At 71.4% G+C, this 22113-nt stretch carries 18 protein-coding genes; 9 read left to right on the top strand and 9 right to left on the bottom strand.

Features of this window, described 5'->3' with window-relative positions; all coding sequences use genetic code 11:
• The first annotated feature begins 40 nt into the window (after positions 1-40).
• Positions 41-1105 carry an AI-2E family transporter gene (locus OG303_RS24725; protein ID WP_405870956.1) on the top strand — a complete coding sequence of 355 codons (1065 nt, stop codon included), beginning with the start codon at positions 41-43 and terminating at the stop codon, positions 1103-1105.
• On the opposite strand, the gene OG303_RS24720 is transcribed toward OG303_RS24725, so the two are convergent.
• Positions 1057-3204, bottom strand: coding sequence for a SpoIIE family protein phosphatase (locus tag OG303_RS24720; RefSeq protein WP_405870954.1), 2148 nt, complete (start codon positions 3202-3204; stop codon positions 1057-1059). The two genes, OG303_RS24725 and OG303_RS24720, sit on opposite strands and share 49 nt — an antisense overlap.
• A 144-nt stretch (positions 3205-3348) precedes the next feature.
• Between OG303_RS24720 and aspS the strand changes: the two genes are divergently transcribed.
• From aspS to OG303_RS24695, 5 genes are all read left to right on the top strand, one after another.
• The gene (gene aspS, locus OG303_RS24715) at positions 3349-5112 is read left to right on the top strand and encodes an aspartate--tRNA ligase (RefSeq protein ID WP_405870953.1); all 1764 of its coding nucleotides are present in this window, start codon (positions 3349-3351) and stop codon (positions 5110-5112) included.
• A gap of 130 nt (positions 5113-5242) precedes the next feature.
• A complete protein-coding gene (locus OG303_RS24710; RefSeq protein ID WP_405870951.1) occupies positions 5243-6190 on the top strand; it encodes an intradiol ring-cleavage dioxygenase in 948 nt (315 codons plus the stop codon).
• 347 nt (positions 6191-6537) lie between these two features.
• Complete coding sequence (locus OG303_RS24705; protein WP_405870950.1) at positions 6538-7008, top strand: hypothetical protein; 471 nt, start codon at positions 6538-6540, stop codon at positions 7006-7008.
• A gap of 66 nt (positions 7009-7074) precedes the next feature.
• Entirely contained in the window at positions 7075-8061 is a 987-nt protein-coding gene (locus OG303_RS24700; RefSeq protein ID WP_405870948.1) for an intradiol ring-cleavage dioxygenase, read from the top strand.
• 187 nt (positions 8062-8248) lie between these two features.
• On the top strand, positions 8249-9598 hold the full coding sequence (locus OG303_RS24695; RefSeq protein WP_405870947.1) for a polysaccharide lyase family 1 protein: 1350 nt from the start codon (positions 8249-8251) through the stop codon (positions 9596-9598).
• 165 nt (positions 9599-9763) lie between these two features.
• Here the strand turns inward: OG303_RS24695 and OG303_RS24690 are convergent, their stop codons facing one another.
• The 4 genes from OG303_RS24690 to OG303_RS24675 form a co-directional block, all read right to left on the bottom strand.
• Positions 9764-10240: a hypothetical protein gene (locus OG303_RS24690; RefSeq protein WP_405870945.1), complete on the bottom strand. Its 477-nt coding sequence runs from the start codon at positions 10238-10240 to the stop codon at positions 9764-9766.
• Positions 10241-10352: 112 nt separating this feature from the next.
• On the bottom strand, positions 10353-12068 hold the full coding sequence (metG, locus tag OG303_RS24685; RefSeq protein WP_405870944.1) for a methionine--tRNA ligase: 1716 nt from the start codon (positions 12066-12068) through the stop codon (positions 10353-10355).
• Between the two features lie 159 nt (positions 12069-12227).
• The gene (locus tag OG303_RS24680) at positions 12228-13961 is read right to left on the bottom strand and encodes a VWA domain-containing protein (protein WP_405870942.1); all 1734 of its coding nucleotides are present in this window, start codon (positions 13959-13961) and stop codon (positions 12228-12230) included.
• A gap of 150 nt (positions 13962-14111) precedes the next feature.
• Positions 14112-15053: a LysR substrate-binding domain-containing protein gene (locus OG303_RS24675; protein ID WP_405870940.1), complete on the bottom strand. Its 942-nt coding sequence runs from the start codon at positions 15051-15053 to the stop codon at positions 14112-14114.
• Between the two features lie 189 nt (positions 15054-15242).
• Here OG303_RS24675 and snpA point away from each other — a divergent pair, with 189 nt between their 5' ends.
• Entirely contained in the window at positions 15243-15920 is a 678-nt protein-coding gene (snpA, locus tag OG303_RS24670) for a snapalysin (protein ID WP_405870939.1), read from the top strand.
• 171 nt (positions 15921-16091) lie between these two features.
• On the opposite strand, the gene OG303_RS24665 is transcribed toward snpA, so the two are convergent.
• Positions 16092-17096: an endonuclease/exonuclease/phosphatase family protein gene (locus OG303_RS24665; RefSeq protein ID WP_405870938.1), complete on the bottom strand. Its 1005-nt coding sequence runs from the start codon at positions 17094-17096 to the stop codon at positions 16092-16094.
• 35 nt (positions 17097-17131) lie between these two features.
• Positions 17132-17920 (bottom strand): alpha/beta fold hydrolase, encoded by a 789-nt coding sequence (locus OG303_RS24660; RefSeq protein WP_405870936.1) that lies wholly within the window; start codon positions 17918-17920, stop codon positions 17132-17134.
• A 77-nt stretch (positions 17921-17997) separates the two neighbouring features.
• Between OG303_RS24660 and OG303_RS24655 the strand changes: the two genes are divergently transcribed.
• Positions 17998-19338 (top strand): PLP-dependent aminotransferase family protein, encoded by a 1341-nt coding sequence (locus OG303_RS24655; protein WP_405877462.1) that lies wholly within the window; start codon positions 17998-18000, stop codon positions 19336-19338.
• Here OG303_RS24655 and OG303_RS24650 read toward each other — a convergent pair.
• Both OG303_RS24650 and OG303_RS24645 read right to left on the bottom strand, forming a co-directional pair.
• The gene (locus tag OG303_RS24650; protein WP_405870935.1) at positions 19244-20170 is read right to left on the bottom strand and encodes a hypothetical protein; all 927 of its coding nucleotides are present in this window, start codon (positions 20168-20170) and stop codon (positions 19244-19246) included. The two genes, OG303_RS24655 and OG303_RS24650, sit on opposite strands and share 95 nt — an antisense overlap.
• 113 nt (positions 20171-20283) lie before the next feature.
• Positions 20284-20751 carry a hypothetical protein gene (locus tag OG303_RS24645; RefSeq protein ID WP_405870934.1) on the bottom strand — a complete coding sequence of 156 codons (468 nt, stop codon included), beginning with the start codon at positions 20749-20751 and terminating at the stop codon, positions 20284-20286.
• 117 nt (positions 20752-20868) lie between these two features.
• On the opposite strand from OG303_RS24645, the gene OG303_RS24640 reads away from it, so the two are divergent.
• Positions 20869-22068, top strand: coding sequence for a PP2C family protein-serine/threonine phosphatase (locus OG303_RS24640; protein WP_405870933.1), 1200 nt, complete (start codon positions 20869-20871; stop codon positions 22066-22068).
• The last annotated feature ends 45 nt before the right edge of the window (positions 22069-22113 follow it).

The following is a 22113-nucleotide window of genomic DNA, read 5'->3' as shown; positions in this document are numbered from 1 at the left end:
GCGCAGGACAGGGCATGTGCGGGCGTGTTGCGCTGGGCGGGTGCAGCTTCTTCCCGATCCCGTCAGGCGGCTCGCCGCCTGGTGCGCCGTCGTGCTGCTCGTCGCCGGGGTCGTCTACGTCGGGGTCCTGCTCTGCTCGGAATTCCGTACGGCCGTGGTGCCGGTGCTGCTCGCTCTGCTCGGTACCGCCCTGCTCGGCCCCCTGCACCGGCGGCTCGTCAAGGCGAAGGTCAACCGGTCCGTCGCCGCCGGGCTCACCTGCGTCGCGGTCGTGGCCGTGGTCGGCGGGGCCGTGTACATCGTCGTCGCCGCGCTCATCGACACCGGCAGCCAGATCGTCGCCTCGCTCAAGGACGCGGCCCAGGGGGTCGCCGACCACTTCGGGGCCGCGGGGACCTCCCTGGACGACCTCGCCACCAACGCGAAGGACCTGCTCACCAAGTTCGGCGGCACCGCGGCCTCCAACGTGATCAGCGGGGTGAGCGTCGTCGGTGAGAGCATCGCCATGGCGGTGCTGGCGATGTTCCTCGTCTTCTTCTTCCTACGGGACTCCCATCGCGCCGCCGGAGCCCTGCGCGCCCTCGCTCCGGGCGGGAGCGCCGACACCGTCGAGGCGATGGCGCGGCGGGCCTTCGAAGCCGTCGAGGGGTTCATGCGCGGCACCACCTTCATCGCGCTGATCGACGCCGTCTGCATCACCGTGGCGCTGCTGGTGCTGGACGTACCCGGTGCCGTCGGGCTCGGCGCGCTCGTCTTCGTCGGGGCCTACCTCCCCTACCTCGGCGCCTTCATCTCCGGCGCCGTCGCCGTGCTGGTCGCGCTCGCCGACCGGGGGTTCGTGATCGCGCTGTGGGTCCTCGGCGTCGTCCTCGCCGTGCAGGTGCTGGAGGGGCACGTGCTCCAGCCGATGATCCAGAGCCGCACGGTCCAGATGCACCCGGCGGTGGTGATGCTCGCGATCACGGCGGGAGCCTCCGTGGCCGGCGTCCTCGGCATGCTGCTCGCCGTACCCCTCACCGCGGCCGCCTTCGGCGTCGTACACGAACTGCGGGTGCGTTACGAGGGGCCCGAGCCGTCGGACTCAGAGGTACCGGAATCCTCGTAGAGCTCGAACCAGATGCTCTTGCCCTCGCCCTGCGGGTCCACGCCCCACGCGTCCGCGAGCAGCTCGATGAGGACCAGACCGCGTCCGGAGGAGGCCAGTTCGCCGGGGCGGCGCTTGTGCGGGAGGTCGTCGCTGGTGTCGGTGACCCCGACGCGCATCCGGCGGCCGCCCAGTTCGCCCCGCACCTCGGCCAGCAGCAAGGCGTTGGCGTCGGTGTGCACGAGGACGTTGGTGAGCATCTCGGACACCAGCAGCACCGCCGAGTCGACCTGGTCCGATGACGGCCAGTCGTGCAGCAGCTCGCGCAGCTGCTGACGGGCCACCGCCACGCGCTCCGGTTCCGCCTGCGCGACGGACAGCATGGTGCGGCGCACCGTCGGCCGCACCGGCACCGGTTCGCCGCAGCCCTCCCCCGGCCGGCACAGCAGCAGTACCGCTATGTCGTCCTCGCGCCGGTCGGCGAGCGGGCCGGTGGTGTGGTGCGAGGAGGGCCCGTGCACGCCCTGCACCAGGGCGTCGGCCAGCTCCTCCAGGTCGCCCTTGTGCTCCTCGAGGATCGCGCGGATGCGCTGCCAGCCGCTCTCCAGGTCGTGGCCGCCGGTCTCGATCAGGCCGTCGGTGCAGATCAGCATGGTCTCGCCGGCTTCGAGGGTGATCCGCGTGGTCGGGTAGTCGGCGTCCGGGTCGATGCCGAGCGGCAGGCCGCCCGCCGTCGGCCGGGCCATCACCGTGCCGTCCGCCAGCCGGATCGCCGGGTCGGGGTGCCCGGCGCGGGCGATGTCGAGGGTGCCGGTCGCCGGGTCGGCCTCGACGTACAGGCAGGTCGCGAAGCGCAGGTCCGCGAGCGCGTCGTCATCGGCGGAGCCGTCCGACATGCCGTGCAGGAAGCGGGAGGCGCGGGAGAGGACCGCGTCGGGGCGGTGCCCCTCGGAGGCGTACGCGCGCAGGGCGATACGGAGCTGGCCCATCAGGCCGGCCGCCCGGACGTCATGGCCCTGGACGTCGCCGATGACCAGGGCGATACGGCCGTTGGGCAGCGGGATCATGTCGTACCAGTCGCCGCCGACCTGGAGGCCGCCGCCGGTGGGGACGTAGCGGGCGGCGACGCTCATGCCCGGTATCTGCGGGCCGAGCATCGGGAGCATCGAGCGCTGCAGTCCGTCGGTCAGCTCGCGCTCGGTCTCGGCGGCGCCGGCCCGGGACAGCGCCTGGGCGAGCATGCGGGCCACCGTCGTCAGCACGGACCGCTCGTCGGGATTGAAGGTGACCGGGTAGGCGAAGGCCGCCATCCAGGCGCCCATCGTGCGGCCCGCAACGGTCAGCGGCAGGAACGCCCAGGATTGGCGGCCGAAGGTCGACGCGAGCGGCCAGGTGGCCGGGTAGCGGGACTTGTACTGCTCGGGGGTCGAGATGTAGACGGCCCGGCCGGTGCGCACCACCTCGGCGGCCGGGTACTCCGTGTCCAGCGCCATCTGCGAGAAGGGGCCGTCGTCGCCGGGTTTGTGCCCGTGGTGGCCGATGATCGTCAGCCGGTCGCCCTCGACGCCGAACACCGCGAGCCCGTCCGGTGTGAACCCCGGCATCGACAGGCCGGCCGCGACCCGCAGCACCTCCTCCGTGGACCGTGCCTCGGCCAGCGCCCGGCCCGCGTCCAGCAGGAACGCCTCTCTGGAGCGCCGCCAGTCGCCGGTGACGGCGCTGCGTCCGGCCGGCGTACCCGGGGTCGGCTCGGTGACCTCCTGAAGGGTGCCGATCAGCTGGAAGGACTTCTTCTCGGGGTCGAACGACGGCTTGGAGCGGGAGCGGACGACACGGATCACCCGCCCGTGCTCGTCCATGATCCGGATCCGCACCTCGGCCAGCGTGCCCTCGGCGACGGCGAGCCCGACGACGGCCGTGATCTCGTTCCAGTCGACCGGATGGAGACGGGCCCGGGCCTTGGCCTCCGTGAGGGTGGTCCCCACGGCGGGCAGCCCGAGCAGCCGAGCCGCCTCGGCGTCGACCGTGACGAGTTCGGTGGCGGTGTCCCAGTGCCACAGACCGGTCGCGAGGGCGGCGAGAACCTCCCCCACGGCGGGCAGAGGCTCACCAGTGCGCATTGCCCCACTTTATGAAGAGGTGATCGAGGAGTGCCACCGATTGCCGCTCCTTAGTGGTGGGGAGCCGATCTTATGGTGCCCGGTACCCTGGGGTTTGTTTCACGTGAAACGTGCCCCCGATCCGCGAAGGCTGGATGAACGACGATGCATCGGTACAGGTCCCACACCTGCGGCGAGCTCCGCGCCTCTGACGTCGGCAGCGACGTCCGGCTGAGTGGCTGGCTGCACAATCGGCGCGACCTGGGCGGCATCCTCTTCATCGATCTGCGCGACCACTACGGCATCACGCAGCTCGTGGCCCGCCCGGGCACCCCGGCGTACGAGGCCCTCGACAAGCTGACCAAGGAGTCGACGGTCCGCGTCGACGGCAAGGTCGTCTCCCGGGGCACCGAGAACGTCAACACGGACCTGCCCACCGGCGAGATCGAGGTCGAGGTCGGCGAGGTCGAGCTGCTCGGCGCGGCCGCCCCGCTCCCCTTCACGATCAACACCGAGGACGGGGTGAACGAGGAGCGGCGCCTGGAGTACCGCTTCCTGGACCTGCGCCGCGAGCGCATGCACCGCAACATCCTGCTGCGTACGTCGGTCATCTCGGCGATCCGGCACAAGATGACGGCGCTGGGCTTCAACGAGATGGCGACGCCGATCCTGTCCGCCACCTCCCCCGAGGGCGCCCGCGACTTCGTGGTCCCCTCCCGCCTGAACCCGGGCAAGTTCTATGCCCTCCCGCAGGCGCCGCAGCAGTTCAAGCAGCTGCTGATGATCTCGGGCTTCGACCGCTACTTCCAGATCGCGCCCTGCTTCCGCGACGAGGACGCGCGCGCGGACCGCTCGCCGGGCGAGTTCTACCAGCTCGACGTCGAGATGAGCTTCGTCGAGCAGGAGGACGTCTTCCAGCCGATCGAGAAGCTCATGACCGAGCTGTTCGAGGAGTTCGGCAACGGCCGGCACGTCACCTCGCCCTTCCCGCGGATCCCGTTCCGCGAGTCGATGCTCAAGTACGGCTCCGACAAGCCGGACCTGCGGGCCCAGCTGGAGCTCGTCGACATCACCGACATCTTCGAGAGCTCGGAGTTCAAGGCCTTCGCCGGCAAGCACGTGCGTGCGCTGCCCGTGCCGGACGTCTCCGCGCAGCCCCGGAAGTTCTTCGACCAGCTCGGTGACTTCGCGGTCTCGCAGGGCGCCAAGGGCCTGGCCTGGGTCCGCGTCACCGAGGACGGCTCGCTGACCGGCCCGATCGCCAAGTTCCTCACCGAGGAGAACGTCGCCGAGCTGACCAAGAGGCTCCAACTGGCCGCCGGTCACGCGGTGTTCTTCGGCGCGGGCGAGTTCGACGAGGTCTCGAAGATCATGGGCGCGGTGCGGGTCGAGGCCGCCAAGCGCGCCGGGCACTTCGAGGAGGGCGTCTTCCGGTTCTGCTGGATCGTCGACTTCCCGATGTACGAGAAGGACGAGGAGACCGGCGCGATCGACTTCTCGCACAACCCCTTCTCCATGCCGCAGGGCGGTCTTGAGGCGCTTCAGACCCAGGACCCGCTGGACATCCTGGGCTGGCAGTACGACATCGTCTGCAACGGCGTCGAGCTGTCCTCCGGCGCGATCCGGAACCACGAGCCGGAGATCATGCTCAAGGCCTTCGAGATCGCGGGCTACGACCGCGAGACGGTCGAGGAGAAGTTCGCCGGCATGCTGCGCGCCTTCCGCTTCGGCGCCCCGCCGCACGGCGGCATCGCGCCCGGCGTCGACCGCATCGTCATGCTGCTGGCCGACGAGCCGAACATCCGCGAGACGATCGCCTTCCCGCTCAACGGCAACGCCCAGGACCTGATGATGGGCGCGCCGACGGAGCTGGAGGAGACGCGGCTGAGGGAGCTGCACCTGCAGGTGCGCAAGCCGCAGCCGAAGTAGGTCCAAGCAGCACAGGCGGATCGGAAGGGCTCGAAACCGGCGTCGGTTTCGAGCCCTTCCGCATGCGCACCCGGATTCACAGGTCTTTCCGATGTTCCTGCCAGGATCCGCCCGCCTACGGTCCCTGGCCATGACGGACTTTCAGGAACCCCAAGACACGGAAGACAGACGGAAGTTGGCCCGCCGCACGGTCCTCGCGGCCGGTGGTGTGACCGTGACCGCGGTGGGCGTGGGCAGCGCCTTCGCGGCCAGTGCCGCAGCGGCCGGCGCCCCCGCCCCCGCGAAGGAGCGCCACGGCGGCGGGGCCCCGGAGGACGCCTGCTACACGCTGACCTCTGAGCTCGTCGAGGGCCCGTACTACATCGACGCGGACAAGATCCGCCGGGACGTCACCGAGGATCAGGAGGGCATCCCGCTCGCCCTCCGACTCAAGGTGACCGACGCGGAGACGTGCAGACCGCTCCGGAACGCGGCCGTGGACATCTGGCACTGCAACGCGTCGGGCATCTACTCCGGCTACGAGGAGATGGGCAGCGGCGGCGGGGGCGGCGGCCCGACGGGCCCACCGCCGTCCGGAACCCCCACCGACTCCCCGACCGCGACACCGACGGACACCCCGACCGGAACCCCGACCGGCGGGCCGCCTCCCGGCGGTGGCGGCGGGCACCAGGAGCCGACCGACGACAAGCGCTACCTGCGCGGCACCTGGCGCACGGACCGGCACGGATACGTCACCTTCCGGACCGTCTTCCCCGGCTGGTACCAGGGACGGTGCGTTCACATCCATGTCAAGGTGCATGTGGACGGCACCTGGACCGACGCCGGTTACGAGGGCGGCCGCGCCTGCCACACGGGCCAGTTGTTCTTCGACGAGAAGTCGGTGCTGCGGACGTACGAGGTGGAGCCGTACGCGAGTAACACCACCACCCGCGTCACTCTCGACGAGGACACGATCTACCCGGACAACGGCCATGAGGGCGGGCTGCTCTACCTCAAGTACGACCACCGGCACATCGCGAGGGGCGTCCAGGCCCACCTGACGCTGGGCGTCTCCCCGGAAGAGACGCACGACGGCTGACGGTCGCCCTCTCCAACGCTCTCTCCACCCTGTGTCCGGGCATGATGTCCCGGTCCTTTTCGTGCAGATCGTCTCGCCGCCATCCCGCTCGCAAGGGTCGGCTCGAAGTACCTCAAGGACACGACGGGCAGCACGAACGGCGGCCTGTACGCGCTGTCGGCGGCATCGCTGCTCGCGGTGATCGCGGCGAAGTACATCCGCGGCGCGCGGGCCTCGGACACCCGCCTGGAAACCTCACCGGAGGCACACAGGAATCCCGGGGAGGAAGCACAGCGGCCTGTCGTGTCATAGGGGGAGTGACACAGGCAGGCGTCGGCGGCAGCCGGCGGCGGGCAAGGGAGGAAGCCATGGGGTACGCGATCGCGCTCTCGGCGCTGCTGATCGCCGGGGCGGTGGGCGCGGTCGTCGTCCAGCGGCATGCCCAGCGGGTGCGGGAGGCGTCGGGTCCGTCCGGCCCGCGGGGCGCGTCCGGTCTGGACGCGGAGGCCGAGGCCAACCGATGGCTGATCCGTCTGGGCGGCAGCCTGGCCCCGCCGGGCGCCCGGACCTGGGCGGGCGCGGACGAGACCGCGGGGCGGGCGCTGACCGACGCCGCGGAGTGCCATCGCGCCGCCCGGGCCCTGCTGGCCGAGGCGCGTACGGCGGCCGAGTACGAGCGGGCCACCCGCACGGCGCAGGAGGGGCTCCGGCACGTGCGGACCGCGCGCGAGGCTCTGGGGGTCCCCGACGACGGGCCCCAGGGGCAGGTAAGGCAAGCCTTTCAAGAGGTTTTGCTGAAAAATGGCCCGAAAGCCACGGTGATTTCAGCCCAACTTTGATCATTGATGGGAATCCACAGCCCTTTCCCACGCTCCTGACAGTCGGCCCTCCTAACTTCGCGGACCATGACGGGAAGCACTGAGAACCACCAGAACCAGGAAGGTCCCCGGCACAAGCGGGACCTCACACGCCGCAAGGTCGTCGTCGCGGGCGCCGGCGCGGCCGCGGCGGTCGGAGTCGGCGGCACCCTCGCCGCGGGCGCCTTCGCCGGCGAGACGAAGGGCAAGGGAGCCGGGGCGGCGGCCTCGGCGAGCAGCAGCGCGGAGGCCTGCTACAAGCTCACCTCGGAGACCACCGAGGGCCCGTACTACATCGACGCCGACAAGATCCGCCGGGACATCACCGAGGACAAGGAGGGCATCCCGCTCACCCTCAGCCTCAAGGTGATCGACTCCGAGACCTGCAAGCCGATCCGGAACGCGGCCGTCGACATCTGGCACTGCGACGCGCTGGGCATCTACTCCGGCTACGAAAGCCTGTCGACCGGTGGCGGCGGCGCCCCGACCGACGCGCCCTCCGGCACCCCGACCGGCACCCCCTCGGGCACCCCGACGGGCGCGCCGCCGTCCGGCGGCACCGGCGGTGGCGGCCACGAGGAGCCCACCGACGACGAGCGCTACCTGCGCGGCACCTGGAAGACCGACCGGCACGGCCAGGTCACCTTCGAGACGATCTTCCCGGGCTGGTACCGGGGCCGCTGTGTCCACATCCACACCAAGGTGCACGTGGACGGCAAGTGGACGGACGCCGGTTACGAGGGCGGACACACCTGCCACACCGGCCAGTTCTTCTTCGACGAGGAGTCGGTCCTCGCCTCCGCCGAGGTGGAGCCCTACTCCACCAGCACCACCGAGCGCACCACGCTCACCGAGGACACGATCTACGACCAGAGCGGCACCACGGGCGGCCTGCTCAGGCTGAAGTACAACAAGAAGCACATCGCGAAGGGCGTCCACGCCTCGATCACGGTCGGCGTCGACCCCGACGAGACCCACGACGGCACGGACGACGCGACGCAGCCGAGCGCCTCGGCCTCGGCCTCCGCGTCGTAGCCGGCCGTACGGATACGCAGACGAAGAGGAAGGCGCCCAGGACCTCCGCAGTGGGGGTCCTGGGCGCCTTCGACATTCCTCGCCGAGCGCGGCAACCGTCTTGATCCCGGCGGCCACTTAGGGGCGGAAGGCCCTTCACGGGGCTTTCACGAACAGGACGTACACCGCAACCGCGTAAGGAATCCCCGTGGCCTCTGCCTCCCATCGCCGGTCCCTCCGCAAGCGCCGTACCCTCGTCGTCTCCGCCGCTGTCGTGGCCGCCGGTGTCGGTGCCGGTGCGCTCGTGCTGAACGCCAACGCCCAGGCGACGGCCGACCTGTACCACCAGACGCTCGCCGCCAAGGACGGCTGGGCGTCCTCCGGGTCCGGCACGACCGGTGGCACCAAGGCCGACTCCGCGCACACGTTCACCGTCTCCACCCGCGCGCAGCTCGTGAAGGCGCTGGGCTCCGCCTCGGACACCACCCCGCGGATCATCAAGGTCAAGGGCACCATCGACGCCAACACCGACGACTCCGGCAAGAAGCTGAGCTGCGCCGACTACGCGTCGGGGACCGGGTACGCGCTCTCCGCCTACCTCAAGGCCTACGACCCCGCCACCTACGGCCGCTCGAAGCTCCCCTCCGGCACGCAGGAGAAGGCCCGCGCCGCCGCCCAGTCCAAGCAGGCCAAGAACATCGTCTTCAAGGTGCCGGCCAACACCAGCATCGTGGGCGTGCCCGGGACCAAGGCCGGCATCACCGGCGGCATGCTGCAGATCCAGAACGTGGACAACGTCATCGTCCGCAACCTCGCCTTCTCCGCCACCGAGGACTGCTTCCCGCAGTGGGACCCGACGGACGGCGACGACGGCAACTGGAACTCGAACTACGACTCCGTGACCCTGCGCGGCGCGACGCACGTGTGGGCGGACCACAACTCGTTCACGGACGCGCCGCACCTCGACAGCGCCAACCCGAAGTACTACGGCCGCGAGTACCAGATCCACGACGGCGCCCTGGACATCACCAAGGGCTCCGACCTGGTGACCGTCGAGCGCAACCAGTTCACCAACCACGACAAGACGATGCTGATCGGCAGCAGCGACACCGACAGCACCGGCAAGCTGCGCGTCTCCATCCACCACAACGTGTGGAAGGGGATCGTGCAGCGGGCGCCGCTGGCCCGCATCGGGCAGATCCACATCTACAACAACGTCTACGACACGACGACGCTCAACGGGTACGTGCTGCAGTACAGCATCAACTCCCGGGCCAAGGCCCAGGTCGTCGCGCAGAACAACTACTGGAAGACGTCCGCCTCCCAGAAGGTCTCCAAGCTGCTCAGCGGCGACGGCACGGGGTCGGTGGCCGGTAGCGGCAACCTCGTCAACGGGGCCGCGACCGACGTCGTCGCCGCGTACAACGCCGCCGCGTCGAAGAAGATCAAGACGACGGTGAACTGGACGCCGACGCTGACCGCGGGCCTGGAGTCGTCGGCGAAGAACCTGCCGACGGAGCTGGGGACGACCACGGGGGCCGGAGTGCTCACCCCGTAGGAGGCAGTCACGAGTCAGGGCAGTGACGAGTCAGGGCAGTCACGAGTCAGGGCAGTGACGAGGTAGGGCAGTGACGAGGTAGGACAGTCACGAGAGGGCCGGGAACCGTCTGTTCCCGGCCCTTCCCATGAGCGGATCGGGCAGAGCGGATCGAAGGGGATCGGCTCAGGTCTCGTACCGGCCGTCCCAGGGCGGGCCGAAGCCGAGGCGGTCCGGATAGAGCTCGGCCCACGGCTCTTGGTCGTCCTCGTCGGGCACCAGGCCGAACAGCACGCCGTCGACGGTGAGCCGGAAGGGGCGGACCGCGATGTCCGTGTAGGTGCGCCGGGACAGGCTCCTGAGCCGCACCGCCAGGTGGGCCCGCGCCCGGGCGAGGACCGAGTCCTCGCCCGGGCGGACGCGTTGCTGCTCGGCCCAGGTGCCCGCGCACCAGATCTCCGAGTCGCGGTACCGGCCCTCCGCGTCGAAGAGATGAAGCACCGAGAAGAGACGTTTGTGCTCTTCCCAGCCGTCGTCGGGGCGGAACCCCTCTGGGAAGGCGTAGGTGACCGACCCCAGGAACTGCCCGTCCGCATAGCGGCCGATGGCCTGGGTACGGCCGTGCGGCTCGTAGACGATCGGAATGACTTCAGGGACTGCCATGGCGAGGACCCTACGTATCTTTCGTGGCAACATCCGCTTCCCGGACATCAGTTGACCACTGCCCTACCGAAAGATTCACGGCCCCCTTTACGATCTCCGCAAACCCCGGTGCTTACTCCGGCTCGCCGCCGAACCGCTCCTTGTACGTCTCCAGGTCCTCTTCCGTCAGCTTGGCGAACAGGACCGGGGGGACCGTGAAGGGCGTGCCGACGGGGACCGCGGTGAGGGACCTCGCGGCGTCGGGCGTGATCCACGTCGCGGTGTCGTCGTTCAGGGCGAAGGCCTGGCGCATGGCGGCCGACGTGGTCGGGATGAAGGGCTCCGAGACCACCGCGTACAGGTGGATCAGGTTCATCGCCGTGCGCAGGGTGAGGGCCGCGCCGTCCTTGTCGGTCTTGATCTCCAGCCAGGGAGCCTTCTCCTCGAGGTAGGAGTTGCCCGCGGACCACAGGGCGCGCAGGGCCGCGGCCGCCTTGCGGAACTGCAGGGCCTCGAGCTGCGACTCGTACTCCGCGAGGAGCTCGGCGATCTGCCCGCCCAGCTTCGCCTCCGCCTCGCCGGGCTCGCCGCCCGCCGGGACCTCCTCGCCGAAGCGCTTCTTGGAGAAGGACAGGACGCGGTTGACGAAGTTGCCGAGGGTGTCGGCCAGGTCCTTGTTCACCGTCGCCGTGAAGTGCTCCCAGGTGAACGACGAGTCGTCCGACTCGGGGGCGTTGGCGATCAGGAAGTAGCGCCAGTAGTCCGCCGGGAGGATGTCCAGGGCCTGGTCGGTGAAGACGCCCCGCTTCTGGGACGTGGAGAACTTTCCGCCGTAGTACGTCAGCCAGTTGAAGGCCTTGACGTAGTCGACCTTCTTCCACGGCTCGCGGACGCCGAGTTCGGTGGCCGGGAACATGACCGTGTGGAAGGGGACGTTGTCCTTCGCCATGAACTCCGTGTAGCGGACGTCGGTGTCGACGTCGTACCACCACGACTTCCAGTCGCGGCCCTCCGGGTCGAGGTCCGACCACTCCTTCGTCGCGCCGATGTACTCGATCGGGGCGTCGAACCAGACGTAGAAGACCTTGCCCTCGGCGGCCAGCTCCGGCCAGGTGTCGGCCGGGACCGGGACGCCCCAGTCCAGGTCGCGGGTGATCGCGCGGTCGTGCAGGCCCTCGGTCAGCCACTTGTGGGCGATGGAGGAGGCCAGCTGCGGCCAGTCCTTGTCGTGCCGGGCCACCCACTCGCGGACCTCGCCCTCCAGCTTCGACTGGAGGAGGAAGAGGTGCTTGGTCTCACGGACCTCCAGGTCCGTGGAGCCCGAGATCGCCGAGCGCGGGTTGATCAGGTCGGTCGGGTCCAGGACGCGGGTGCAGTTCTCGCACTGGTCGCCGCGGGCCTTGTCGTAGCCGCAGTGGGGGCAGGTGCCCTCCACGTAGCGGTCGGGGAGGAAGCGGCCGTCGGTGGGGCTGTAGACCTGGCGGATCGCCCGCTCTTCGATGAAGCCGTTCTCGTTCAGGCGGCGGGCGAAGTGCTGGGTGATCTCGCGGTTCTGCGGGGAGGAGCTGCGGCCGAAGTAGTCGAAGGCCAGCGCGAAGCCGTCGTAGACCGCCTTCTGGGCGTCGTGGGCGTGGGCGCAGAACTCGTCGACCGGGAGGCCCTGCTCCTTGGCCGCCAGCTCGGCCGGGGTGCCGTGCTCGTCCGTCGCGCAGATGTACAGGACGTCGTGGCCGCGCTGGCGGAGATAGCGCGCGTACACGTCCGCCGGGAGCATGGACCCCACCATGTTGCCCAGGTGCTTGATTCCGTTGATGTACGGAAGGGCGCTGGTGATGAGGTGTCGAGCCATCGGGGGCTGCTCCCAGGTCGGTTTCGTGGTTCTTGGTCCGCGGTTCGTGGTTCTTGGTTCCCGCTTGTTCGCGAACCTTGAAATCGTAGCCGACATGGGTGGGCCGCCCGCCTCCCGTTTTACGGGGTGGGAAGGGGCGGCCTCCGAGGCTCTACGGCGTTACGGGCGCCAGTTCGCCAGGATGCCCTCGTAGACCTCGGCGTCCGTGAGCTCGCGCGGGGTCTCGCCGGCCAGGAAGTGGGACGTGTTGGCCTGCTTCAGCTTGCGGAGGTAGTCGAAGGCCTTGTTCTCCGGGTCACCGAAGGCGACGAAGGAGAAGAAGACGGCGGGGTGGTTCTTCGCCGCGTCCGTGAGGGCCTGGTTGGCGGGGGTCTTGGCGTCCGGGGCGCCGTCCGTCTGGAACACGACCAGGGCCGGGGTGCCGGGGGATTCCTTGCCGTGCTGGGCCAGTACGTCTTCTACGGCTGCGTGGTAGCTGGTGCGGCCCATGCGGCCGAGCCCCGCGTGCAGGTCGTCGATCTTGTTCTCGTGGTCGGTGAGGGTGAGTTCGCCGGTGCCGTCCACCTCTGTGGAGAAGAAGGTGACGTGGACCTTGGTGTTCTCCGGGCCTGCGGGGTCCAGGTGGGCGGCCAGGGCGAGGGTCTGCTCGGCGAGGGCCTGGGCTGAGCCGTCCTTGTAGTACGGGCGCATGGAGGCGGAGCGGTCCAGGACGAGGTAGACCTTGGCCCGGGTGGTGGTGAGGTTGTGCTTTTCGAGGGTGGTGGTGGCTGCGTTGTAGGCAGTGACGATTCCCTGCGGGAGGCTGGCGACGTCTACGGCGGCTGCCGCGGCGGTGGCTGCCGCCGGCTCGGGGGTTTGCTCGGGCTCGGGATCGGGCTGCGCGGCGGCGGTCACGGGCTCGGGGGTCTGCTCGGGGTCCGTTTCGGCCTCGGCTTCGCCTTCGGCCTCCGTGTTCCCACCCGCACCACCCGTGCCGGCTTCGTCGTCGGCTGCGGGTGGCCCCTGTGGGGCTTCCTCGCCGTCGGCGGCCGCGGGCTCGTCCACCGTGGCGGCGGCCGGCTCGTCCGCCTCGGCGGCGGGCTCCGGCTCGGGCTCCGCGGCAGCGGTCACCGGCTCCGTGGTCTGCTCCGGTGCCTTCGCCTTCGCCTTCGCCTCCGGCTCCGTCTCCGCCTTCGGCTCGGGGGCGGCCTCCGCCACCGGCTCCGCGGTCTCCTCCGACGCCGCGGCCGCCTCCGGCTCCGCGACCGGTGTGGCCTCCGGCTCCGGCGCCGTCTCGGCCACAGGCTCCGGGGCGGTCTCGGCCACCGGCTCCGCGACCGCTGTGGCCTCCGGCTCCGGGGCGGTCTCGGCCACCGGCTCCGCGACCGCTGTGGCCTCCGGCTCCGGGGCGGTCTCGGCCACCGGCTCCGCGACCGCTGTGGCCTCCGGCTCCGGGGCGGTCTCGGCCACCGGCTCAGGTGTCGTCTCCGTCACCGGCTCCGGAGCCGCCTCAGTGGCCGATTCCGGCTGCTCCTCCGGCTCGGTCTTCGCCGCCGGTGCCGGCTCCTCGGCCTTAGCCTCCTCGGCCTTAGCCTCCGGGGTAGCCGGCGTCGACGGCGTCACCGTCGGCGTCTCCGGATCCACGGAGCCCACCGGATCCACCGGCTCCGACGGCCTCGGGACCGACACGTGGTCGAAGGCCGCTGAGACCAGGTCGTGCTCGTCCTGGTCCTCCTGGGTCGACGAGCGCGGTTCCGGGACCTGCGCCGATGGCGTCGGTCGCGGCTCGGGGGACGGGGACGGGACCTTCGGTTCCGGAGACTGCGAAGGGGTGACGCCCGCACCCTCTGCTTCGGCGCCACGCCCCTTGCGTGACCTGCCGAATGCGTTCCGCAGGAGAGTGAGAATGCCCATGTGCGCAACCCTTCGCGTGAGTTGATGCCCGTTAATCCCTGGCCAGGACGGACACGTAAGGTTAGCGGTCCCAGATGGCGATCTTGGGGAGGGGCGGAGTCGCGACGCAGTGGGGGGTGTTGGTCTTCGTTGCCTTGCCGGTGGCCTCGCTCAGGGAAGGGCCGGGGTCGGGGTGCGGGAACCCTCGTGTTCCAGCCAGTCCCGGTATGCCGGTGCCTGCCGCGCCGACTCCCAGTACGCCTCCTCCAGCGCGGGCAGCGCGCCGTCCAGGTCCGTCTCCGTGCGGGCCGCCAGCAGCAGGCGTACGCCGAGCGGGTCGCCCTGCAGGCGGCGTACCGCCATGTCGGGGTGGGAGAGGGCGGTCGGCTGGCAGACGGTGACCACCTCGCCGGTCGCGACCAGGGCGGTGGCCGTGTGGTAGTCGCCGTGCAGGACGTGCGGGTTGATGCCCGCCCTGCGGAACATGCGCTGCACGGCGTCCCACTCGCCGTCCACCGTGGGGTCGATCATCCAGCGGTCACCGGCCAGTTCACCGACGTGGACCACGGGGTGCGCGGTCGCCGGGTGGTCGGCCGACAAGTACACGAACTGCGGCTCGCGCTCGACCAGGACGCGCAGGCGCAGGCCCTCGGGGATGCGCAGCGGGCTGCCCTCGACCTCGTGCACGAAGGCGACGTCGAGCTGGCCGTCGGCGACCATGCGCAGCAGGGCGTTCGGGGAGACGTTCATATGGAGGGTGGGGTCCTGGCCGCGGGCGCGCAGCCGGCGCAGCCAGCCCGCCAGGGCCTTGCTCGCGGTGGAGCCGACCCGCAGTTCGGGGCCGCCGGTGGCCGCGGCCCGCGCCTCGCTGACCAGGGAGCGCATTTCGGCCACCAGGGGGCGGGCGCGGCTCAGTACCAGGCTGCCCAGCGGAGTGGGGCGGCAGCCGGTGCGCGCCCGCACGAACAGCGCACCGCCCAGCTCCTGCTCGATACGGCGCAGCTGCGTGCTCAACGACGGCTGGGCGACGCCCAGTTGTCGGGCGGCGCGGTGCAGGCTGCCCGTGTCGGCTATGGCGCACAGCGCACGGAGGTGTCTCACCTCGAGGTCCATGCCGTCGGAGCGTAAAGCGGAACCAAAATTTTCACCAGACGCACAAACCCCGCCCGACACACGCGAATTGGGTGGCCGGGGAGATTGGCGATAGGGCCGTGCTATCGCCGGTTGCCATCATCACAGCAGTCCCACAGGCGCCGACACTCACCGATGACGACTGACTCACCCCCCACCTAGGAGTCATCGATGCGCAAGAGCACCTCCATGTCCACATCCGCCCGTACGGCGGCGGTTGTCGCCGCTCTCGGCCTCGGCGCCTTCGGCCTCGGTACGGCGGTTCCGGCCGCCGCGGCCCCGGCTCCCGTCCCGTCGTACGCCGGCTACAACGGCTCGGCCGCCGAGGCCAAGGCCAACAAGGCCTTCTTCCAGGCGGTCCTGAAGTCCGTCGCCGAGAAGCGGGCCGCCCACCCCAGCAGCGCGGCCGCCGTCACCGTCACCTACAACGCCTCCGGGGCGCCCACGTTCAGCGCCCAGATATCGCGCAGCGCCGAGATATGGAACAGCTCGGTGTCGAACGTGAAGCTCCAGTCGGGCTCGAACGCCGACTTCAGCTACCGCGAGGGCAACGACTCCCGCGGCTCGTACGCCTCGACCGACGGACACGGCAGCGGCTATGTCTTCCTCGACTACGCGCAGAACCAGGAGTACGACTCCACGCGCGTGACCGCCCACGAGACCGGCCACGTCCTCGGCCTGCCCGACCACTACGAGGGTCCGTGCAGCGAGCTGATGTCGGGCGGCGGGCCGGGTCCGTCCTGCACCAACTCCATCCCCGACGCCAACGAGAAGGCCCGCGTCGACCAGCTGTGGGCCAATGGCTTCCAGGCCGCTCTGGACAAGGCCCTGCAGAAGTCCGGTCAATAGCACCGGTCGATAGCACCGGTCTATAAAACCGGTCGATAGAACCGGTCCCTGGTACCGGCTGTCGGAACGGTCCGCCAGAACCGTCAGCGCCACCCCCCACCCCGGTGCGGGTCGCCTTCCTGCACGAGGCGGCCCGCACCCCCCTGTTCGATCGCGGGCATCGCGTCCGGATCAGCCGCGCCGGTGCAGCGTGATGTCCACGAGCAGTGCGCGGTGGTCGGTGTCGGACAGGTCCAGGAAGCGGGCGCTGCTCGCCGAGAAGTCCCGGGACACCAGGACGTGGTCGATCTGGGCGCCGATCGTGCCCGCCGTGCGGGCGGGCCAGCTGGGTGTGCGGTCGTGGCCTGCGAGGCGGGCGGCGTCGCGCATGCCGGTGTCGAGGATGCGGCGGAAGGCGGCGTGGTCCTGGGAGGCGTTGAAGTCGCCGGCCAGGACGGTCGGGGTCCGCCGGTCCGCGGTGGCGGCGACGTCGCGCAGCCTGCCGAGCTCCCGGCGCCAGAGGTCGACCTGGCCGGGCAGCGGCGGCATGGGGTGCGCCAGTTGGAGCCGTACGGCATGTCCGCGCACGTCGGCGACCGCGCCGGGCATGCCCATGGTGCCGGCCACGCCCTGAGTGCCCTTGAGCGGGAACCGGCTCAGGATGATCGACCCCTCGGAGCCGCCGGCCGCCACGGCCTGCCGGTAGGGGTAGTCGGCTCCGAACTCGTGCGTCAGCCGCGCCTGGCAGGTGTACTCGCACTCCTCCACGAACACGATGTCCGGCCTGTGGCGCCGGATCTCGGGGACCAGGGAGCCGGTGCCGCGCCCGAACTCGACGTTCGAGGTGAGCACCTTGAACTCGGCGAGGGGAGTTCCGCCGGGCTCGTCCGTCTTCCCGTACGGCTCGATGTACCACGCCAGGAGTCCGAGTACGACGAGGGACCACACCATGGCGAGGCGCCGGCGGGCCAGGAGCGCGAACAGCAGGGCGAGGCCGGTGGGGGCGAGCAGCCAGGGCAGGAAGGCGAGGATCTGGGGGACCGGGGTGATGCCGTCGCTGTCGGCGACCCGGCAGCCGACCACCACGCTCACCGCGGCCAGCAGCAGTCCCGCACACCAGGCGGCGAACCGGCGGCCGGTCCGCCGTGCCGGTTCCCCGTCGCTGGAAACCGTCCACTCGGCAGCAGCAGTGTCCAAGTCGCGGCCTTCCCCTCGCGGGTGGGATGCCCGAATCATCCCCCGGCGGAGTCGACTCGCGCCAGGAAATCCCCCAGAGCCTCGTTGAACTCCGCCGGACTCTCCAGGTTCGGCATGTGGGCCGTGCCCTCGATCACCCGGAGCGTCGCGTCGGGGAGCGCCGCGTGCATCGCCTCGGCGTCGGAGACCGGGGTGTACTCGTCGTCGGCGCCCACGACGACCAGGGCGGGGACCGCGACGCGGGTCAGCAGGTCGCGGTAGTCGGGGCGGGCGGCGCGGGCGCGCAGGGCCGCCGCGGCGCCCTGCGGGGAAGTGGCCGTCATCATGCCGTGCACATGGGCCTTGACCTGCGCGTCCGCGGACGGGGCGACCATCTTCTCCAGCACCTCGTCGGCGTACCTGCGCATGCCCTCCGCGAGCAGGCGGTCCGCCATGGCGCCCCGGGTGCGGACGCCCTCGGGGGTCTCGGCCGCCGGGAAGGTGTCGGCGAGGACCAGGCCCCGGACGCAGTCGGGGAACTGCCGGTAGCAGTCCATGACGATCTGGCCGCCCATGGACAGGCCCGCCAGCACGCACGTCTCCACCTTCAGCTCGTCCAGCAGTGCCTCGATGTCCTGGGCGAACTGCTCGAAGCGCGTGACACCGGGGTTGAGGGGGGATGCCCCGTAGCCGCGCAGGTCGGGGGCGACGACCCGGCGGGAGGCGGCGAACGCCTCGATCTGCGGGCGCCACATCGTGCGGTCGAAGGGGTGGCCGTGGACGAGGACGAGAGGGACCGAGGACGTGCCGGTGCCTTTGTCCTCGTATGCGAGGAAGGGTGCCATGTCGTCGACCCTAGGTCGCCCCAACTCCTCGGTGCAATAAGATCTTTGCCCTCGGTGCAATGGCAACAGGGGGCCTCGTGGACGCGTACCGGCGCATCGCCGACCGCATCGCCGAAGACATCGCCGCCGGACGGCTCCGGCCGGGCGAACGGCTGCCCCCGCAACGGAAGTTCGCCAGGCGGCACGGGATCGCCGCCTCGACGGCGGAGCGGGCCTACGGCGAGCTCGTACGGCGGGGTCTGGTCGTCGGCGAGGTCGGCCGCGGCACCTTCGTGCGGGCCGCCGCCCCGGAGCCCACCGGACGCGCGCTCAGCGAGCCGGCGACGGCGGCCCCCGTCAACATGGAGCTCAACTACCCGTCCGCGCCCGGCCAGTCGGAGCTGCTCGCGCCCGCGCTGGTCCCGATCCTGCGCCCCGACGCCCTCACCGAGGCGCTGCGCCCGGCGCCCGCGGCCGGCACCGCACCGGTCCGCGAGGCGGTGGCGGCCCTGCTCGCCACCCGCGGCTGGTATCCGGCCCCCGACCAGCTGCTGTTCACCGGCAACGCCCGCCAGGCCATCGCCACCGCGCTCGCCTCCCTGGTCCGGCCGGGCGGCCGTGTCGGGGTCGAGGAGCTGACGTATCCGCTGGTCAAGGAGATCGCGGCCAGGCTGGGCAGCAGGCTGGTGCCGCTGGCCACGGACGAGGGCGGCCTGCGTCCGGAGGCCATCGCGGCCGCCCACCGGACCGCTCCCCTGTCCGCCCTCTACGTCCAGCCGACCCTGCACAACCCCACCTCGCTGACGACGGGCGAGGCGCGCCGGCGCCAACTCGCCGAAGTGGTCACCGACTTGGACATCCCCGTCGTGGAGGACCGCATCTGGTCCTTCCTGGCGGACCCGGCCGACCCGCTCGCCGCGTACGCCCCGCACCTCACCCATGTCGTCGACGGCCTCTCCAAGCGGGTCGCCCCCGGGCTCACCGCCGGCTTCCTCGTCGTACCGGCGCATCGGGTCGGGGCCGTGGCGGGCGCGGTGCGGTCCGGGGGGTGGAGCGCGGGGCGGTTCGCGCTGGAGGCGGGGGTGCGGTGGATGCGGGACGGGACGGTGGGGCGGCTGGTGGCGGCGAAGCGGGAGGACGCGGCGCTCAGGCAGCGGCTGGTCGCCGAGCACCTCGGTGGCCGCGGTGGACGCGTGCGGTCCGATCCGCGGGCCTATTTCGCCTGGTGGGAGCTGCCCGCGCCGTGGCGTGCCGACACCTTCACGGCCGCGGCGGCCGCGCACGGGATCGCCGTCACGCCGGGTCCCGCCTTCGCCGTGGACCCCAACCGCACCCCGGACGCCGTCAGACTTGGACTCGCGTCGGCTCCTGTGCCGGATCTGGAGCGGGCGCTGCGGACACTCGCCGACGTCGCAGGAGCGGGCCCCAGCGGCCGGTGACCCAGGCGGTCAGGGCCACCGCCAGGCCGAGCGCGACCAGCAGCCAGGAGGCCTGGCGCAGGGTCGCGGTGAGGGCGTCGTAGACCGCGCCGGCGGCCGGCTGGTGGGCCTCCGCGGGCAGGTCGGCGAGGGTGAGGCTGCGGCCGATCGTGACGGCGAGGGCGAGGAGCGCACCGCCGAGCGCCGTGCCGAGCGCGGTCGCGGTGACCGCGCGGCGGCGGCAGGTGGCGACGGCGATGCCGGCCACGGCGAAGACGACGGACGCGACCGGGAGCCAGAAACCGGCGACTTCCAGCACGTGGAATCCCTTCCGGAGCCGGTCCAGTTCCTGGGCCGGGAGGACCGACACCGCGGTGTGCTCGACCGGGATGCGGTTCGCCAACGGGACGTGGTCCACGGCGAGTTGACGCTTGACCTGGGCGGTGACCGGAGCGAGGTCGACGGTGACGTCGTGCTCGCTCTCGTCGTGCAGGGCGCGCAGCACGGCGTCGTGGACGGCGCGGTTCGCGGCGTCCCAGGCCAGCCGGAAGGCCTCGGTGCGGGTGAAGGAGTGGACCGCGTCGTGCACGAAGGGGCGCACGGTGCCCTGCAGGGTCCGGACGTCCGTCCGGTCGTCGACCTGCTCCATGATTCCGGCGCCGACGGTGTCCGCGATCGCGTTCCGCACGGCCGGATCCGCGGCCAGCGGCGCCATCGTCGTGACGTAGCGGCCCGTGTCCGCGAGGTCGTACGCCGCCCAGGCCGCGAGCGCGCCGGACGGCGCGAGCAGGCAGGCGAGCGCGATCAGCGCCGCCGACAGGGCGCTGCGCAGGCGCGGGGGACGTGGGGCCACCCCTCCAGGCAACGGCCCGGGGGCCCGCTGCGCGAGCGGTACGACTGCATATGGGTGTACGCGGCAACCCGGACCGGTGGCCCCGGCGATCGCGCCGGGGCCACCCGCCCGCGTCAGCGGACCCGGTTGCCCACCGCGTCCTCGCGCGTGTAGTAGCGGTAGAAGAACACGAGGAAGATGCCGGCCGTGACCACGATCCCCAGCGCCACGGACCGGTAGACCGACTCCCCGGTCTGGCTGTAGAGGAAGCCGACCGCGCCGCCCGCGAACCCGGACTTCACCAGCGAGTGCAGTTCCCGCTTCAGCAGCGGGGCGAACGTCGCGACGGCGAGGCAGAGCACGATGAACGCGGCCGCGGTCACGAAGCCGAACAGGATGTTCCAGCCGGTGATCTCGCCGCCGCCGCGGCGGTTGGCGGCCGCCCAGAAGCCGTAGACGAGACCGAGGACGACGGGGATCCCGTACCGCGCCGCCACATGGACCCGCTCGTCGAAGAGGTCGGGTGTGCGGGTGGGCCGGGTCGCTCGGTTCGACCTGACCCTGCCCATCATCCCGCCGTGCGTGGGTGCCGCCTGAGCCATGAGAGCGCTCCTCTCTCTCCTCGCCCCCGGTTACCAGAGCACACCTGGGAACAGGCCCTGGCAAGTCGGCCGACAGCCCGGATGCGGGCGGCTTGGGGACATGTTTCGCTGGGCCCCATGAAGGGCGGCAGACGGCAGGTGCTCGACCGGCTGCCGCGGGCCGGGCACAAGGACGCGTTGCAGCGCCACCAGCTGCTGCGGGTGCGCAGGCGGAGCGTCGCCTGGGTGCCTCCCGCGCTGCTGCTCGTCTGCATCGCCGCCGCCGACTACAACACCACCGGCGAGTTCCGGATCATCTCCTGGATCGTGCTCGTGCCCGGGATCGCCGCCGCGATCTGCGGGGTGTGGGGCACGGCCGTCTTCGCCGTGCTCGCGCTGGTCACCTACGTCCTCGCGGACGCCGCCTGGTCGCACCAGTACCAGACCGGCCTCCCGGACTTCATCCTCGTCGCCGTCGGCGGCGTCCTGGCCACCCTGGCCTGCGCGGTCCGGGTGCGCGGCGAGCGGCGCATGCTGCACATGCGGGACATCGCCGAGACCACCCGCCGCACCGTGCTGCGCCCCCTCCCGCCCGGCTGGGGCGGCCTCGACCACGCCGCGGTCTATCTCGCCGCCGACAGCATGGCCCGGGTCGGCGGCGACTTCTACGACATCCAGCCCGGCCCGCACGGCACCCGCGTCCTCCTCGGCGACGTCCAGGGCAAGGGCCTCGGCGCGGTCGAGGCGGCGGCCGCGCTGCTGGGCACCTTCCGCGAGGCCGGCTACCACGAGGCCGAGCTCGCGACGGTCGCCGACCGCCTGGAGGTGCGCATCCTCCGCCACCGCGGGCACACCGCCGCGCTCGGCCGCGACGACGGCGACCGGTTCGCCACCGCGGCGCTGCTCGCCTTTCCCGAGGACGACGGCGGTGCGGTGGACGTGGTGCTGTTCGGTCACGATCCCCCGCTGGTCGTCGGCCTGCACGGCGTACGGCAGCTGCCGCCCGGGGACGGCCTTCCGCTCGGCCTCGTCGAGCTCGCCGGCGCCGGCCTGCCGCCCGTGCACCGGGTGCCGCTCGCCCCCGGCGAGATCCTGCTGCTGACCACCGACGGGGTGACCGAGGCCCGGGACGGCGACGGGGCGTTCTACCCGCTCGCCGAGGATGTGGCCCGAGCCGTCGCCGCGGACCCCCGCACCGCCGAACCCCGGCGCCTGGTCGCCTTCGTACGGGACCGGACGCTGCGGCACTGCGGCGGGCGGCTGGCCGACGACACGACGGTTTTCGCCGTGCGGCGGCGCGTCGAGGGGGAGGCGGGGAACGGACGTTTGCAGTCCTGAGACCCACCTTTGCACCCGCAGCGGTTACGGTGCTGCCGTAAGTGA

The sequence above is a fragment of the Streptomyces sp. NBC_00005 genome (genome assembly GCF_045160215.1).
Classification (GTDB): Bacteria; Actinomycetota; Actinomycetes; order Streptomycetales; family Streptomycetaceae; genus Streptomyces.
The sequence above is the reverse complement of the archived record's forward strand: the minus strand, read 5'-3'. Positions and strand labels throughout refer to the sequence as shown.

Excerpts from the sequence above, each read along its gene's own strand:
- OG303_RS24675 (WP_405870940.1), bottom strand. The coding sequence starts at position 15,053 with ATGGACCTCGAGGTGAGACACCTCCGTGCGCTGTGCGCCATAGCCGAC.
- OG303_RS24690 (WP_405870945.1), bottom strand. The coding sequence starts at position 10,240 with ATGGCAGTCCCTGAAGTCATTCCGATCGTCTACGAGCCGCACGGCCGT.
- aspS (WP_405870953.1), top strand. The coding sequence starts at position 3,349 with ATGCATCGGTACAGGTCCCACACCTGCGGCGAGCTCCGCGCCTCTGAC.
- OG303_RS24720 (WP_405870954.1), bottom strand. The coding sequence starts at position 3,204 with ATGCGCACTGGTGAGCCTCTGCCCGCCGTGGGGGAGGTTCTCGCCGCC.
- OG303_RS24640 (WP_405870933.1), top strand. The coding sequence starts at position 20,869 with ATGAAGGGCGGCAGACGGCAGGTGCTCGACCGGCTGCCGCGGGCCGGG.
- OG303_RS24645 (WP_405870934.1), bottom strand. The coding sequence starts at position 20,751 with ATGGCTCAGGCGGCACCCACGCACGGCGGGATGATGGGCAGGGTCAGG.
- OG303_RS24710 (WP_405870951.1), top strand. The coding sequence starts at position 5,243 with ATGACGGACTTTCAGGAACCCCAAGACACGGAAGACAGACGGAAGTTG.
- OG303_RS24700 (WP_405870948.1), top strand. The coding sequence starts at position 7,075 with ATGACGGGAAGCACTGAGAACCACCAGAACCAGGAAGGTCCCCGGCAC.
- OG303_RS24660 (WP_405870936.1), bottom strand. The coding sequence starts at position 17,920 with ATGGCACCCTTCCTCGCATACGAGGACAAAGGCACCGGCACGTCCTCG.
- metG (WP_405870944.1), bottom strand. The coding sequence starts at position 12,068 with ATGGCTCGACACCTCATCACCAGCGCCCTTCCGTACATCAACGGAATC.
- OG303_RS24705 (WP_405870950.1), top strand. The coding sequence starts at position 6,538 with ATGGGGTACGCGATCGCGCTCTCGGCGCTGCTGATCGCCGGGGCGGTG.
- OG303_RS24680 (WP_405870942.1), bottom strand. The coding sequence starts at position 13,961 with ATGGGCATTCTCACTCTCCTGCGGAACGCATTCGGCAGGTCACGCAAG.
- snpA (WP_405870939.1), top strand. The coding sequence starts at position 15,243 with ATGCGCAAGAGCACCTCCATGTCCACATCCGCCCGTACGGCGGCGGTT.